The sequence below is a fragment of the Kribbella deserti genome, from assembly GCF_042434725.1.
In the GTDB taxonomy this organism is placed as follows: Bacteria; Actinomycetota; Actinomycetes; order Propionibacteriales; family Kribbellaceae; genus Kribbella; species Kribbella deserti.
The window spans coordinates 89,501-104,034 of record NZ_JBHLTC010000028.1 but is presented as its reverse complement, the minus strand read 5'-3'; the positions used below and the strand labels follow the sequence as shown (position 1 = coordinate 104,034).

At 67.8% G+C, this 14,534-nt stretch carries 12 protein-coding genes; 7 read left to right on the top strand and 5 right to left on the bottom strand.

Going from position 1 to position 14,534, the window contains the following annotated elements; genetic code table 11:
* Positions 1–41: 41 nt before the first annotated feature.
* Positions 42–992: a non-homologous end joining protein Ku gene (gene ku / locus ACFFGN_RS21235; RefSeq protein WP_380050446.1), complete on the top strand. Its 951-nt coding sequence runs from the start codon at positions 42–44 to the stop codon at positions 990–992.
* Between the two features lie 1,565 nt (positions 993–2,557).
* Positions 2,558–4,186: an L-glutamate gamma-semialdehyde dehydrogenase gene (gene pruA / locus ACFFGN_RS21230; RefSeq protein ID WP_380050444.1), complete on the top strand. Its 1,629-nt coding sequence runs from the start codon at positions 2,558–2,560 to the stop codon at positions 4,184–4,186.
* On the opposite strand, the gene ACFFGN_RS21225 is transcribed toward pruA, so the two are convergent.
* Positions 4,155–4,814 (bottom strand): TetR/AcrR family transcriptional regulator, encoded by a 660-nt coding sequence (locus ACFFGN_RS21225; protein WP_380050442.1) that lies wholly within the window; start codon positions 4,812–4,814, stop codon positions 4,155–4,157. The two genes, pruA and ACFFGN_RS21225, sit on opposite strands and share 32 nt — an antisense overlap.
* 139 nt (positions 4,815–4,953) lie before the next feature.
* Between ACFFGN_RS21225 and ACFFGN_RS21220 the strand changes: the two genes are divergently transcribed.
* Positions 4,954–5,814: an alpha/beta fold hydrolase gene (locus tag ACFFGN_RS21220; RefSeq protein ID WP_380050440.1), complete on the top strand. Its 861-nt coding sequence runs from the start codon at positions 4,954–4,956 to the stop codon at positions 5,812–5,814.
* Between the two features lie 96 nt (positions 5,815–5,910).
* Here the strand turns inward: ACFFGN_RS21220 and ACFFGN_RS21215 are convergent, their stop codons facing one another.
* A complete protein-coding gene (locus tag ACFFGN_RS21215) occupies positions 5,911–6,771 on the bottom strand; it encodes a LysR family transcriptional regulator (protein WP_380050438.1) in 861 nt (286 codons plus the stop codon).
* Between the two features lie 94 nt (positions 6,772–6,865).
* Here ACFFGN_RS21215 and ACFFGN_RS21210 point away from each other — a divergent pair, with 94 nt between their 5' ends.
* The gene (locus ACFFGN_RS21210) at positions 6,866–7,879 is read left to right on the top strand and encodes a nitrilase family protein (protein WP_380050436.1); all 1,014 of its coding nucleotides are present in this window, start codon (positions 6,866–6,868) and stop codon (positions 7,877–7,879) included.
* On the opposite strand, the gene ACFFGN_RS21205 is transcribed toward ACFFGN_RS21210, so the two are convergent.
* From ACFFGN_RS21205 to ACFFGN_RS21195, 3 genes are all read right to left on the bottom strand, one after another.
* Entirely contained in the window at positions 7,829–8,050 is a 222-nt protein-coding gene (locus ACFFGN_RS21205; protein ID WP_380050434.1) for a hypothetical protein, read from the bottom strand. The two genes, ACFFGN_RS21210 and ACFFGN_RS21205, sit on opposite strands and share 51 nt — an antisense overlap.
* 106 nt (positions 8,051–8,156) lie before the next feature.
* Positions 8,157–8,654, bottom strand: a complete 498-nt coding sequence (locus ACFFGN_RS21200; protein ID WP_380050432.1) for a DUF2505 domain-containing protein — start codon at positions 8,652–8,654, stop codon at positions 8,157–8,159.
* A gap of 39 nt (positions 8,655–8,693) precedes the next feature.
* Positions 8,694–10,208: a glycoside hydrolase family 30 protein gene (locus ACFFGN_RS21195; protein WP_380050430.1), complete on the bottom strand. Its 1,515-nt coding sequence runs from the start codon at positions 10,206–10,208 to the stop codon at positions 8,694–8,696.
* Positions 10,209–10,391: 183 nt separating this feature from the next.
* Between ACFFGN_RS21195 and ACFFGN_RS21190 the strand changes: the two genes are divergently transcribed.
* From ACFFGN_RS21190 to alr, 3 genes are all read left to right on the top strand, one after another.
* Positions 10,392–11,417: a LacI family DNA-binding transcriptional regulator gene (locus ACFFGN_RS21190; protein WP_380050427.1), complete on the top strand. Its 1,026-nt coding sequence runs from the start codon at positions 10,392–10,394 to the stop codon at positions 11,415–11,417.
* A 145-nt stretch (positions 11,418–11,562) separates the two neighbouring features.
* Complete coding sequence (locus tag ACFFGN_RS21185; RefSeq protein ID WP_380050425.1) at positions 11,563–13,020, top strand: glycoside hydrolase family 76 protein; 1,458 nt, start codon at positions 11,563–11,565, stop codon at positions 13,018–13,020.
* Between the two features lie 350 nt (positions 13,021–13,370).
* Entirely contained in the window at positions 13,371–14,510 is a 1,140-nt protein-coding gene (gene alr, locus ACFFGN_RS21180) for an alanine racemase (protein ID WP_380050423.1), read from the top strand.
* Positions 14,511–14,534 lie beyond the last annotated feature (24 nt).

Below are 14,534 nucleotides of genomic sequence, written 5' to 3'. Positions count from 1 at the left end.
GGGCGGCGGCTGAGGCCGGCGGCGGAAGGAGCTGATGGGCGATGCAGGCGATCTGGAAGGGTGCCATCTCGTTCGGGATGGTGACGATCCCGATCAAGGTGTTCTCCGCGACCGAGGAGAAGGACATCTCCTTCCGCCAGGTGCACACCGAGGACGGCGGGCGGATCCGCTACAAGCGGACCTGCCAGGAGTGCGGCAAGGAGATCCCGTACTCCGATATCGGCAAGGGCTACGAGATGCCCGACGGGCGCATGATCGTGCTCGAGCCGGACGACTTCGCCGATCTGCCGTTGAGCAGCAAGAAGGTCATCGACGTGCTCGAGTTCGTGCCGGCCGACCAGGTCGACCCGCTCTACCTCGGCAAGTCGTACTACCTGGCTGCTGACGGCGGTCCCGGCGCCAAGCCGTATGTGTTGCTTCGGGACGCTCTGGAAGGCTCCGAGCTGTACGCGCTGGTCAAGGTGGCTCTGCGCTCGCGGGAGAGTCTCGGTCTGCTGCGGACCCACGAGAACGTGCTGGTTCTGCAGACGATGCTCTGGCCGGACGAGGTTCGCGACGCCTCCTTCGCGGCGCCCGACGAGGACGTCGAGATCCGCAAACAGGAACAGGCCATGGCCGAGTCGTACATCGACACCCTGCGTGGTGAGTTCGATCCCGGCCAGTACCACGACGAGTACCGGCATGCGCTCGAACAGGTCGTCGAGGCCAAGGCCGCGGGTGTGCCGATGCCGGAGACCGCCGAGGAGGAGACTGAGGGCGCCGAGGTGGTCGACCTGGTCGCGGCTCTGCGCGCCTCCGTCGAGGCCGCCAAGGCCCGCCGCGCCGGCAAGGCGGCCGAACCAGCCGACGACAAGGCGGACATGGGCGAGGGCAAGACCACCCCGGGCAAGAAGGCCGCCGCCAAGAAGACGGCGGCGAAGAAGGAGCCGGCCAAAAAGGCTCCCGCGAAGAAGGCGGCGGCCAAAAAAACCGCCACCCGAAAATCAGCCTGAGGTCGTAGCGGGCCCGCCAACTCACAGGCGGCGGGCCCGCCTCCCCGGCACACCCGCCCCCGGCACACCCGCCCCCTCGCCGCCTCGGCACACCCGCCACCCCGGCACGCTCGCCACCCCGCCTGCCTGCCTCCTCGGCACACCTGCCGCCTTGGCGCCCGCCCAGCACCCCGTGCGCCACTGGCGAGTTGCGCTGCCGTACCGCCGTACGAATCGTCCTCGTTGTACGCGAATGCCTCCCAGAACGAGCCGGCCAGCGGTTCCGCGGCCTGCGGCCACTGCCGAACCGCCGTACCGCCCGCTGTGTCCTCCGCTGCCGTACTGCCGTCGCCCGCCGGTGGCCCGCCGCGCCGCCCGTCCGTCGGGACCCGCCGCGCCGTCCGTCCGTGGGGCCCCTGCGCCGGCCGCCCGCCCGCTGGGTGCCGCGTCGTGCCGCCAGCCGCTGCCCGTCATGTGGCTGTGTGCCCCGTCCGCCGTCCGCCGTCCGCCGTCCGCCGCGCGCTGTGTGCGCCGCCGCGTTGCCCTCGTCCGCTGTGTGCGCTCCGTCTGCCGCCTGCCTCCCGCGGTGTGGCCCGTTGGGCGCACCGCCCGTTGGGCGCGCCGCCGCGCGCTCCCGCCGCTGCCCCTCGTGTGGCTGTGCGGGCGCCGCGCCGCCCCTTGCTGCCCGCGAGCGGCGGCGGGATGCCGACTTTTGGCGCGCCTACCCGGTTGCAACCCGGTAGCAGCGCGAAAACTCGGTAGCGGATCCACCACATGCCGGTAGCCGCGCCAAATCCCGGTAGCGGATCCACCAGAGGCCGGTAGCCGCGCGAGATCCCCGTAGTGCCGCAACTCAGTAGCCGCGCCAATCCCGGTAGTGCCGCAACTCGGTAGCGGCGCTAAACCCGGTAGTGCCGCAACTTGGTAGCTGCGCCAATCCCAGTTGCGCGCAACTCGGTAGCCGCGCTGAACCAGGTAGTCATGCTGAACCCCGGCACCGAGAACACTTTCTGGGAACCGAGCACCCCAAACCGGGGCCGAGCAGGGGTAATAACCCGTCCCAGGTCACCGCTTCCCCCGCGAGGAGCCCATTTCCCCCGCTAGGTGGGCCGTTTCCGTACTCCCGCGGGCGTCGTATTTGTCCCGCGCAGGCACGTCCACTCGCGCGAGGGCGCTCGCGGTCGCGTATTGCCGTACGGACCCGACGGATCAGCCGTACGTGAGCGACTGCTCAAGGACCGGCCATACCTCACCCGTCCGCCTGGTTGCCCGCCAATCAGGACGACGTGGGCCGTCGGCTCGTGACGGTGGTGGTGCAGACGCGTCCACTCGCGCATGTGGTCAGGCCGGTCCACTCGTGTGCGGAGTGGGGGTGAGACGGGTCCATTCGCGCGGAGGGGGAGGCGGAGTGGGGTGGGACGGGTCCACTCGCGCCGAGGGGAAGGCGGAGGGGAGGCGCGGGGGAGGGCTGATCAGACCAGTCGACTTCGTGGTAGCGGGGCGGACGTGGCAGCATGAAAGTCGCGAATGTGTCGCGGCAGGCTCCGATCGGGTCTGACCGCCCGAACCTCGAGGAGCACCGCACCATGGATGCCGTCACCGCCGTACCTACTCCGGTCAATGAGCCGGTCCGGACTTATGCCCCGGGTTCGCCCGAGCGGGCCAGCCTGGAGGCGAAGCTCAAGGAGTTCAACGCCGCGGGTCCGATCGAGCTGACCTGCACCATCGGTGGTGAGCAGCGCCTGGGCGGCGGTGCGCGGATCGACGTGGTCCAGCCGCACAAGCACAAGCACGTGCTCGGCACGCTCGGCAACGCGACGAAGGCCGACGGCCAGGCCGCGGTGGACGCCGCTCTCGCTGCCGCGCCGGCTTGGCGCTCGCTGTCGTTCGACGACCGCGCGGCCGTCTTCCTCAAGGCGGCGGACCTGCTGGCCGGCCCGTGGCGCGACACGCTGAACGCGGCCACCATGCTCGGCCAGTCCAAGACCGTGCAGCAGGCCGAGATCGACGCGGCCTGTGAGCTGATCGACTTCCTGCGCTTCAACGTGGCCTTCGCGCGCAACATCATCAATGACCAGCCGATCTCCTCGCCCGGGATCTGGAACCGGGTCGACTACCGGCCGCTGGAGGGGTTCGTTTACGCGATCACCCCGTTCAACTTCACCGCCATCGCGGGCAACCTGCCCGCCGCCCCGGCGCTGATGGGCAACGTCGTGGTCTGGAAGCCGTCCCCGACGCAGCAGTTCGCCGCGCACTGGACGATGCGCCTGTTCGAGGCGGCCGGACTGCCCGCGGGCGTGATCAACCTGGTGACCGGCGACGGCATCGAGGTCAGCGAGGCGGCGCTCACCCACCCGGACCTGGCCGGTATCCACTTCACCGGTTCGACGCCGACCTTCCAGCACCTGTGGAAGACCGTCGGTGAGAACATCGCCAACTACAAGACCTACCCGCGCCTGGTCGGCGAGACCGGCGGCAAGGACTTCATCGTCGCGCACCCGTCGGCCGATCCCGCCGTGGTGAAGACTGCGATGGTTCGCGGCGCCTTCGAGTACCAGGGCCAGAAGTGCTCCGCCGCCAGCCGCGCCTACATCGCGCGCAGCGTGTGGGACCAGATCCGCGACGAGCTGGCCGCGGAGACCGACGGCCTCACCCAGGGCGACGTCAGCGACCTGTCGAACTTCATCGGTGCCGTCATCGACGACCGGGCCTTCGCCAAGCACAAGGCCTGCATCGACCGGGCCCAGGAGCTCGACTCGATCGAGGTGCTCGCCGGTGGCACGTACGACGACTCCGAGGGCTACTTCGTCCGTCCGACCGTGCTGGTCTGCGACGACCCGACCGACGAGATCTTCACCACCGAGTACTTCGGCCCGATCCTCGCCGTGCACGTGTACGACGACGCTGATTACACCAAGGTGCTGACCCAAATGGAGAGCGCCGCCTCGTTCGGCCTCACTGGCGCGGTCATCGCCCAGGACCGGCAGGCCATCGCCGAGGCGAGCGACTTCCTGCGCTTCGCGGCCGGCAACTTCTACGTGAACGACAAGCCGACCGGCGCGGTTGTGGGCCAGCAGCCGTTCGGTGGCGGTCGCGCCAGCGGTACCAACGACAAGGCCGGCTCGATGTGGAACCTGATCCGCTGGGCCAGCCCGCGCTCGATGAAGGAGACCTTCGCGCCGCCTACGGACTACCGCTACCCGCACCAGGGCTGATTCCCCTGCGCACGACCCGGTAGAAGCGGGTCAGATCATCGATGAGGCGCTCGACGTCGGCCGGTTCGCCCGGATCGGCGTCGAGCAGCCAGTCGGCGATCAGGTCGAACAAACCACCGACGACGCCGATCGCCACTCCGTGCCGGTCGGCGTCGGCCATTTCCGCACCGCCGTAGCGCTGCCAGATCGTCTCGAGAAACCCGGCCGCCCAGCGCCGGTTGGTCCGCCGCTGCCGCTCGACCGCCGCCGAGATCGCTCCGGCCTGGCCGAACGTCACCGCCGCCACCCGCGGATCGTCCACCAGCGAGTGCGCGAAGGCGGCCACCAGTCGCGGTACGGCCTCGTCCTCGTTGTCGGGCAGGCCTTGAGCCGTTTCGAGAATGCCCGCCACCAGGCGTTCCGTCGTACGTTGCAAGAGCGCTACGTAGCAGGCCTCGCGGGAGTCGAAGACCTCGTAGAAGCTTTTCGTGCCGACGTATGCGGTGGAGCAGATCTGCTCGATGGAGGTGTTGAGATAACCGTGCGCGGCGAACAGTTCGAGGGCGGCGTCGAGCAGCAGCTCGCGGCGCTCGGCCCGGCGTTGTTCCGCGTCGAGACCCCGGATACGCCGTCCCGTCTTCTCCGCCATGGCTTGAAGCTACCCGTAAAACCAGCTTCGGAACCAGCAATCGTGTTTTGAACACGAGCTCTTGTTCATAACTCGCTATCGTGCTGCACTGAGGGTCACGCCTCCGTTACCCCTCCGTAAGTTTCTCCGGGAGCAGCCCATGCGATCCGCACTCCGCCGTACCGTGCTAGCCGTCCTGGCACTGACCCTCTTCAGCTCCGGCCTGACCGGTGTGGCCGCGGCCGCACCGACGTCCGGGTTCAACGACTGGTCGTGTAAACCGTCCAGCAGTCATCCCAACCCGCTGGTTCTGCTGCATGGCCTGGGCGGTAACGGCCCGGGCAACTATTCCTACCTCGGTCCGTATCTGGCCAGCCGGGGTTACTGCGCCTTCGCCGAGACGTACGGCCAGGCCGTCGCGTCGATCCCGGTCGGCGGCACCATCTCGATCACCCAGTCCTCGGCCCAGATCGAGGCGTACGTCGACCGCGTGCGGCAGGCCACCGGTGCCGCCAAGGTGGACGTGGTCGGACATAGCGAAGGCGCCTTCCAGGCGATCTACGGGCCCAAGATCCGCGGCTGGAAGCACAAGGTGGGCAAGGTCGTCGCGATGGCACCGCCCACGCACGGTACGACGTTCGCCGGGCTGGTCAGCGTCGGCGACTACCTCGGCCTGCGGCCCCAGGTGAACTACATCCTGAACAACTTCGGTTGTCCCGCCTGTAGCGAGCTCATCGTCGGCGGTTCGGCCGTCGAGCAGCTCACCAACGGCCCGATCGCCCAGCCCGGCGTGAGCTACACCGTGATCGCGAGCCGCGCGGACGCCCTGGTCGTACCGCACGAGACCTCGTTCATCCGTGAACCGGGTGTGCGCAACCTGTTCGTGCAGGACATCTGCCCGCTGGACCCGGTCGGCCATGTCGGACTGGCCTTCGATCCCACGGTCGGCCAGCTCGTCGCCAACGCCCTCGACCCTGCCGCGGCCCGCCCTGTGCTGTGCGGCTTCGGCCCGATCGTCTAGCTCCGAACTCGATCCGATCTGGCGGTCAGTCAGGGATCCGCCCTACGCAACGCCGGCAGGCTGCGGAGGGCGGATTCCGGCGAATGAACGCCAAGGTCAGGCTTCCTGGGCCGCCTGGAGAAAGCTGGTGATCAGCGGGGAACCGGCGGCGGGGTGCCAGGCGGCGCCGATCTGCCACGTCCCGGTCTGACCCGGCAGCGGTTGCAGTCGTACGGCCGCCGGCGCGATACCAGCCGCGGTTGCCGGTACGACGGCACTGCCCACGCCCGCCGCGACCAGCGCCAGTACCGTCTGTAGGTCCGCCGACTCCTGCGCCACCGATGGCGCGCAGCCCAATTCGTCGTACAGGCGGGCGATCTGCGCCGCGAGGCCCGGCCCGCGTTCGGTGGTCAGGCGAACCAGGGCCTGCCCGTCCAGCCAGGCTGTCACGTCGTCGGGCACCACCTCGGCCTGTGGCGTCGCTAGTACGAGGTGGTCGTCGCAGAGCGGTAAGTGGTCCAGCCCCGGCGGCGTGGGCAGCCGTACGAAGCCGACTTGCAGGCTACCGGTGGCGAGGCGTTCGTACTGGACCGTCGACGACAGGTCATCCAGTGAGAGCCGGACGCCCGGGTGGCGCCTTCGGAACAGTGCTATGGCCCGTGGCGCGAGTTCGATACTGGACAACCCGAAGCCGATCGCGAGCGAGCCTTCCGCGCCTTCGGCGATCCGGGCGACCCGTTGATCGAAAGCGTCGGCCCGGTTGAGCACGTCCTTCGCGTCCGGCAGCAACAGCCGTCCGGCCCGAGTGAGCCGGGCGCCCTGCCTGCCGCGGACGAACAAGGCCGAACCCACGCGTCGTTCCAGCGCCTGGATCTGCTTGGTCAGCGCGGGCTGGCTGATGGACAGCTCGGTCGCCGCCGCGCCGAAGTTCTGCCGTCGGGCGACCGTCTCGAAGGCGCGCAGAAGCCGGAGATCCATTCCTTCAGTGTATGGATTGACCACAAAGAACTATTGGAAGTTATCTCCAGCAGCGGATTCCATGGACTGACCGAACCACGTCGAGGAGACCGTCATGCTGCGTGTTGCCGTTGTCCAGTTCGAGCCGACGCCGGATCGGCCGGATTCCAACCTGGCTGTGCTGGAACGGCTGGCTCGCGAGGCCGCTGCCGATGGTGCCCAGTTGGTCGTGTTCCCGGAGATGTGCGCGCTCGGCTATTGGCACCTGCGCAGGCACGACGCCACCAGGCTGCGGGAACTCGCGGAGTCGGCCGATGGGCCTTCGGTCAGCCGCGTCCAGAAGTTGGCGCTGGAGTTGGGCGTTGGGCTCGGCGTCGGCTTTCTCGAACGCGGGGAGGAGGGCCGCCTGTTCAACTCGTACGCCGTTTGCCTGCCCGACGGGATCGTTCACGTGCATCGCAAGTTGCACGCCTTCGAGCACGAGGCGATCTCCAGTGGCGAGGACTTCACGGTCTTCGATACGCCCTGGCAGGTGCGGATGGGCATTCTGATCTGCTGGGACAACAACCTGGTCGAGAACGTCCGGGCGACGGCCTTGCTCGGCGCGACGGTCCTTCTCGCGCCGCACCAGACAGGCGGAACCAGCTCGCGTAGTCCGCACGGCATGAAGCCGATCCCGCTGGACGTGTGGGAGAACCGTGCCGCGGATCCAGCCGCCGTGGAGGAGGCGTTCAACGGGCCCAACGGGCGTGACTGGCTGATGCGCTGGCTGCCCGCGCGCGCCCACGACAACGGGTTGTTCGTGCTGTTCAGCAATGGTGTCGGGCGGGACGACGACGAGGTTCGCACCGGCAACTCGATGGTGCTGGATCCGTACGGCCGGATCGTCGCGGAGACGGCCGTGCCGGATCAGGCCGTCGTGCTGGCGGATCTGGATCTCGGCCTGGTGCCGTTGGCGACCGGGCAGCGCTGGATACGCGGACGCCGGCCAGAGCTCTACGGCATCCTCACCCGCCGCACCGGCAACGAGTTGGCCCCACGAGCCGCCCGCTTCTCGAGCGATCCAGTACGGCGCGAGTCAGCCGGTGGCGTCCAGGGGTTGTGCGGGCGGGTCGAGGAAAACGGCTGAGCCGCACTGGACGCAGATCCATTCGGTGATCGTGTCCTGGCTGGGCAGGTCCTCGGCCTCGACCTGTTCGAAGACCACGTAGCCCTCGCACAACACGCAGTACTGCGCCTCGTCGCCAGCGGGACCGAGGTCGCCGGCGAGTGGCTCGATGGTCCGGTGTTTGCTCCGCATGGGATCGCCTCCTCCGGTGGCACCACTGATGTCAGCGTGCCACCGGAGGCCGCCGTGATCGGGTAACGACACGGCCTGGACGAGTGGTGCCCCAGGGCACCGCGGCTCAGAGGTTGCCGTTGTGCCAGGAGGCGCCAAGCTGGTGTTCGGTCTGCAGACCCTTGCGAATCGCCTCGACCACAAACGGCTCGATCTTCTTGCCGATCAGCGGCACGTTGACCTTCACCTCGAGATCGATCGCCTGCTCGGTCTGCGCGCCCTGCGGAACGATCTTGGCGTTGCCCTTCAGCGTGACCGGCGTACCGGTGATCTCACCCTTCACCTCGGCCGAGCGCGAACCGTCCGCGGCGGCCGGGTGCCAGGTCTCGGTCTGTACGACGGTCAGGGTCTGGCCGACGAACTTGCGGGCCATATCCGGAACGTCGTCCGACGCCATCTCCCGCTGCACCCGGACGACGGTATCGCTGCCGGATTCGGTCACCGACACGTCGTACGACAACGCCTTGGTCTTCTCGCAGGCCTGCTCGCGGAAGGTCGCGTCGGTGATGATGGCGAACACTTCCTCAGGGGTCGCGTCGTAGGACGCTGACATGTTGAGATCCATGCCGCCCATCATGGCATTACCGAATGGTCACAACACGTCTCAGCGGTGATGACGCGGGTCCGCCGGCTGGGGCCAGGTGAAGGTGGAGAGCGCGCCGCCGGGCAGGGTGTACTCGAACGAACGATCGCCGACGGCCACGGCGAACTTGCGCGGCTCGTCGTTCTGGTTGTGTACGACGAGCGCGATCGAGCGGTCGGGATTGCGGAAGGCCACGGTCTGGATCAGGCCGTTCCACCCGGTCGTGCCGTACGACGTGCTGGCGATCCGCACCGCGCCCGGCCGGACGAACTTCGCCAGATGGCCGATCGTGTAGTACTCCGCGTCGGTGGTGACCGAACCGTCGGCCTGCAGGGTGACCAGGCCAGTGCACGTTTCACAGCCGCCGTTGTGCGGGCCGCCGGTGCTGTCGAGGGCGATGTTCCAGTTGATGACGGACTTCGCCCAGTTGCGGGTGGTACCGATCACCAGATTGCGCGCGTGCCAGGTCAAGGTGCCACGGAAGATCTGCGGCGGGGTGTCGTTCGGCCCGTGCGAGCCGGAACACTCGGTGAACCAGATGCCCTTGTCCGGAAAGGCCTCGCGCAGTTTCGACTGGTCCGCCGGCTCGCCGTAATAGCAGTGGTACGCCGTACCCGCGAGCCACTTCGCGGCCGGGCTCGCCAGCAGCTGGTACGGGTAGTCCGTTTCCGGGCTCTCGCCGGGCGGAGTGTTCGCGATGTCGCCGGGATGGGTGGACCAGTTGTGGTCGTAGCCGAGGATCTTCGTCCGCGGACTGGCCGCGCGCAGCATCGGGCCGAGGGCCTCGATCACCTTCACCGCTTGACGAACCGGCAGGTCGGTTCCGGGATAGCCGCCGGGCGTACGGTTCTGCGGCTCGTTCTGAATGGTGAGGAAGTCGATCGGTACGCCGGCCCTGGTGTAGGCCTGCACGAACTTCACCAGGTAGCGCGCATACGCGGTGTAGATGGCGGGATCGTCCTTGAGTCGTCCGCCCACCAGGGAATCACCGGTCTTCATCCAGGCGGGCGGACTCCAGGGGCTGCCCATCACCTTCAGCGCGGGATTGAGCTGCTTGGCCCGGCGCAACAACGGAAGCACCTGCTTTTCGTCGCGGGCGATGCTGAAGTGCCGCAGGCCGAAGTCGGTCTGCCCAGCCGGTACGTCGTCGTACGTGTAGTGCTCGGCCGCCGCGGTGAAGTCGGAGGAACCGACCGGCTGGCGCAGGAAGCTGACGCCGATGCCCTGCTTGGGGTGGAACAGCTTGCGCATGGTCCGCTCCCGGTCGGCCGCGCTCAGGCGATACAGCACGGCCGCCGACGAGTCGGTGATGGAGGCGCCGAAACCGTCCATCGACTGGAAGGTCTGGCTGGGATCGACCGTGATCGTGGTCTCGGGACTTCCGCCACGCCGGAAGGCGATCGGGGCGCGCTCGGTCAGCAGCTCGGCCCGGTCGACGGTGGTCACCCACACCTTCGCCTGCTGCTTTTTCGCGAGGTCTTCCGGATCGGCCGCCAGCGCGGTCGATCCGGTCAGGGCCAGGGCGGAAACCGCCATGACCGCGATGATCGCTTGCCTTTTCATTGTTCTCCCTCACGCCGGCGCGATGTAACAAATGAAACATTGAACTGCTCGCGGGAGGTCCAGGAAACAAGCCCGCAATGTTTGTGTCAATAGGGCGTCTGGTCATTGCGGCGCTAGCTCGCTACAGTTCGGGAATGAAACAAGGCGATGTAACAAATGGCCGGTAAGGGCCGGGTGACAGTTCGCGATATCGCCGCGGAGGCGGGCTTGTCGATCGCGACCGTCTCCCGTGCGCTGAACCAGCACCCGAACGTGACGCCGAAAACCCGCGAGCTGGTCGAGCAGGCGGCCGAACGCCTGGGCGCACGCGATCCGCGCCGGCCGGGTTCGCGACGGTCGAGCCTGGGTGGTGCCGTTTTCGTGCGCTGCCCGTACGTACTGACGGACTACTTCGGTGTCATCGTGTCCTCGATCGCCGAGACGCTTGATCGTCATGACCGGCGGCTCGTGCTGAATGCGGGTGAGGCCGCGCAGGACGCTGATGTGCTGCCGGGCTTGCCCGATGTCGCCGGTGTTGGTGGCGCGATTCTGATCCTGCCGCCGGAGTCGGGCTCAGAGCTGGTACGGCTGAGTGCGACTGGTTTTCCCTTTGTGGTGGTGGATCCGCGCACGGTGTTGCCGCGGGATATCGCCGGTATCTCCGCGGCTCACGCGTCGGGTGCGCGGCAGCTGACGGCGCACCTGGCGAAACTCGGCCATACCCGCGTCGGGGTGATCGGTGGGCCGCGGGAGTGGCTCGCCAGCTCTGCCCGGATGGACGGTCATACCGCCGCGCTGGCCGACGCCGGCGTACTGCCTGATGCCCGGCTCGTTCGGTACATGCAGCCGACGGTGGAACACGGCTATCGGGCCGCTGGGGAGTTGCTCGACCTGCCCGAACGGCCGACGGCGTTGGTCGCCTTCAACGACAAGGCGGCAGTCGGCGCATTGCAGGCCGCCACCGAGCGGGGCTTGCGCGTACCGGACGACCTTTCGATCGCGGGCTTTGACGACATCGATCTGAGCCGCGCGACCTTTCCGCAGCTGACCACCGTGCGCCAGCCCTTGCAGGAGATGGGCCGGATGGCGGTCAGTCTGCTGAACCGGCTGCTCGAGCAGCACGAAGTCGAGGCCTTGCATGTCGAGCTGGCCACCGAACTGGTCGTCCGTGGTTCCACCGGTCCGGTGCCGTCGAGGCGGTAGCTATTCGAGCTGGACAGAAACGTTTCCAAGAATTCTGGCTGAGCCGTTGACCGGCGCAAGCACGGCGCCGTACCTTGCATGACAGCGCTCAGATCCCTGCTGTCGTTGGCGATGCCACGACGGCCCGCCCCCAGGGAGTCCCAGCATGATGGTTCTGTCGACGGCCGCCGCTCTAGTCTCTACCGCTGTGTTTCCAGTCGGCGCGCCCGCGCCGGCGCCGGATCCAAGTCCCAAAACTCACGCGATCCAGGCAACTATATGCAACAAGTACTGCGATGCCCGCGATCCGGCGCTCTCGCCCGGCGATCGCACTCCGGTGTCGGCGACCTTGTTCGGCCGGTCGTTCGTCCTGCACTTCAACGACACCGACGCGATGGGATGGGGTTCGGTCGGCAACGGCAGTCCCGGCGACGAGGTCTGGCTGGACCGCTCGTTCGACGGCGGCCGGACGTGGAGCTCGGACAGCCGCCTCGGCGCCACGAAGATCCCGGCCGGCCAAACCGGCTGGCGCACGAGCATGTACAACGTGGACGACTGGGCGAACCACGGCGTTGGCGCCCTGCGAGCCTGCGGTAAGGCCTGGGACCGTTCCGAGATCGCCTGCACGGCTTGGGCTCGTACGACGTGGAACGCGGGCGATCGTCGTACAGCGGCTGCTACCGGGCAGATGATGTTCTACAACTACTCGACGGGCCTCTTCGCCACCTCCGGCTGGTGGAACTCTGCGAACGCACTGACCGCCATCATCGACAACGCCCGCGTCACCGGGATGGGCAGCTACCGCTACGCCATCGGCCGGACGTACGACCTGAACCTCAATGCGCACTTCGGCCAGTTCCGCAACGACTACCTCGACGACACCGGTTGGTGGGGCCTTGCCTGGATAGCGGCGTACGACCTCACTGGTGATTCCCGCTACCTGCAGACGGCTCGGGCGGATGCGGACCACATGGCGGGGTACTGGGACAACACCTGCGGAGGTGGTGTCTGGTGGCACAACTCGCGCAACTATAAGAACGCCATCACCAACTCGTTGTACATCCACCTGACGGCTGCACTGCATAACCGGATTCCCGGCGATACGACGTACCTGCAGCGGTCTCGCGCTACCTGGACGTGGTTCCAGGGCACGGGCATGATCAACGGCTCGAACCTCGTGAATGACGGCATAAGCCTCTCGACGTGCAAGAGCAATGGCGACACCGTGTGGACGTACAACCAGGGCGTACTGCTTGGCGCCTTGACCGAGCTCAATCGAGCCACCGGTGACGGGACGTTGCTCACGAGGGCGCGGGCGATTGCGGACGCGTCCACCACGGCGGCAGGCCTGCACAGCAACGGGATTCTCCGGGAGCCGTGCGAGCCCAGTAGCTGTGAACCCGACGGCATGTCCTTCAAGGGCGCACATGTGCGAGGGCTCGGCAAGCTCAACGCGGCCCTCTCGGATCGTCCTTACACGGCGTACCTGGCGCGCCAGCGTGACAGCGCCTACAACAACAACCGGAACCCGCTGGGCCAGTACGGCCTTCGCTGGACCGGGCCGTGGGACAAGGCCGACTCGGCCCGCCAACACAGCGCCCTGGATTTGATGAACGTCTCCTAGTGTCCTGAGTCGGAAGTTCGTGCACATCTCCGGCGCCCAGGCACGCACCTCGCGGCATTGGAGAAACGGCCACGATGCTAGAGCATCGCGACCGCTTCTCCGCCTTGCGATGCACGCACCTGGACACCGGAGCTGAAGCACGAACTTCCGACTCAGGACACTAGAGGCGGCCCGTTCCTTTGCGACGATCGGACCCGGTTTTGCCGCTGCGAGGCTGCCTGCACCTGACAGGCAGCGGACGAGCGGCAAACCGGGTCCGATCGTCGCAAAGGAATAGCGAAAGGAGTCGCAGGCAGGAAGTGCCGTCAAGGCAACGAGTAGCGTGAGCCTCTGATGAGGGAGGACCCCGCATGGATCTCCGCGGCACCGCGCCACGGTCGACGTCTGGCTCGCTGGCCGAGGCGATCGTTGACCTGACCGCGATCCGGGACAACGTGCGGGCGTTTCGCCAGCTCCGCCCGGGCCTCAGCCTGATGGCGGTGGTGAAGGCCGACGGCTTCGGCCACGGCGCCGTACCCGTTGCCCGCGCCGCGATCGAGGCCGGCGCCACCTGGCTCGGCGTGGCCCACGGCACTGAGGCCCTGCAACTGCGATCGGCCGGGCTGACCGAGCCGATCCTGGCTTGGCTCGACGCCGATCCCGAAACGATGACTCGCGCCGGTGTCGACATCAGCGTGTCGAGTCCGATCGAGCTGGCCGCGGCCGCCGCCGTACCGGGTGTGCCCTCGGTCCACCTCAAGCTGGACACCGGCCTGCACCGCGCCGGCAGCACGATCGACCAATGGACCGAGCTGACCCGGGCCGCCGTACGGCATCAGAGCGCGGGCGAACTCGTCGTTCGCGCGATCTGGTCACAGCTGTCCCACGGCGAGGACCCGAGCGGCGTACAGAGTCACCGCCAGCTCCAGGCCTTGCTCGCGGGCGTGGCCGAGGCCCGCCGGATTGGCCTTCGCCCCGATCTGGTCCACCTCACGAACTCGGCGGGCACGGCCATTCTCGATGCGCCGGAGCTGGACCTGGGCCGGATCGGCGCGGGTCTGTACGGCATCGACGAGGCCGGTATCGGCCTTCGTCCCGCGATGCGCCTGGTCGCCAAGATCGCCCAGGTACGGCGTATCCGCGCGGGCGAAGGTGTCTCCTACGGCCACGACTACGTTGCCCCGGCCGATACCACCATCGCGCTGATCCCGGTCGGATACGCCGACGGCATTCCGCGCTGCTCGTACTCCCGGGCCTCGGTCAGCCATCGTGGTCTGCGGATGCCGATCGCAGGGCGCGTCGCGATGGACCAGTTCTGCATCGACATGGGCGACGTACCGGTCCAGCCCGGCGAGGAGGTGGTCATCTTCGGTCCAGGCACCGAGAGCGAACCCACCATCAACGACTGGGCCGCCTGGTCCGACACCATCCCGCACGAGATCTACTGCTCACTGGGACCGCGAATCCCGCGCCACCACACCACCGCCCCACAGCCGCCCACCTGGTGGTAACCACTCGGGCCGGCCAGCGCCACC

Bases quoted from the DNA above. Each gene is read 5' to 3' on its own strand.
- pruA (WP_380050444.1), top strand. From the start codon at position 2,558: ATGGATGCCGTCACCGCCGTACCTACTCCGGTCAATGAGCCGGTCCGG.
- ku (WP_380050446.1), top strand. From the start codon at position 42: ATGCAGGCGATCTGGAAGGGTGCCATCTCGTTCGGGATGGTGACGATC.
- ACFFGN_RS21185 (WP_380050425.1), top strand. From the start codon at position 11,563: ATGATGGTTCTGTCGACGGCCGCCGCTCTAGTCTCTACCGCTGTGTTT.
- alr (WP_380050423.1), top strand. From the start codon at position 13,371: ATGGATCTCCGCGGCACCGCGCCACGGTCGACGTCTGGCTCGCTGGCC.
- ACFFGN_RS21210 (WP_380050436.1), top strand. From the start codon at position 6,866: ATGCTGCGTGTTGCCGTTGTCCAGTTCGAGCCGACGCCGGATCGGCCG.
- ACFFGN_RS21190 (WP_380050427.1), top strand. From the start codon at position 10,392: ATGGCCGGTAAGGGCCGGGTGACAGTTCGCGATATCGCCGCGGAGGCG.
- ACFFGN_RS21220 (WP_380050440.1), top strand. From the start codon at position 4,954: ATGCGATCCGCACTCCGCCGTACCGTGCTAGCCGTCCTGGCACTGACC.
- ACFFGN_RS21205 (WP_380050434.1), bottom strand. From the start codon at position 8,050: ATGCGGAGCAAACACCGGACCATCGAGCCACTCGCCGGCGACCTCGGT.
- ACFFGN_RS21200 (WP_380050432.1), bottom strand. From the start codon at position 8,654: ATGGATCTCAACATGTCAGCGTCCTACGACGCGACCCCTGAGGAAGTG.
- ACFFGN_RS21225 (WP_380050442.1), bottom strand. From the start codon at position 4,814: ATGGCGGAGAAGACGGGACGGCGTATCCGGGGTCTCGACGCGGAACAA.
- ACFFGN_RS21215 (WP_380050438.1), bottom strand. From the start codon at position 6,771: ATGGATCTCCGGCTTCTGCGCGCCTTCGAGACGGTCGCCCGACGGCAG.
- ACFFGN_RS21195 (WP_380050430.1), bottom strand. From the start codon at position 10,208: ATGGCGGTTTCCGCCCTGGCCCTGACCGGATCGACCGCGCTGGCGGCC.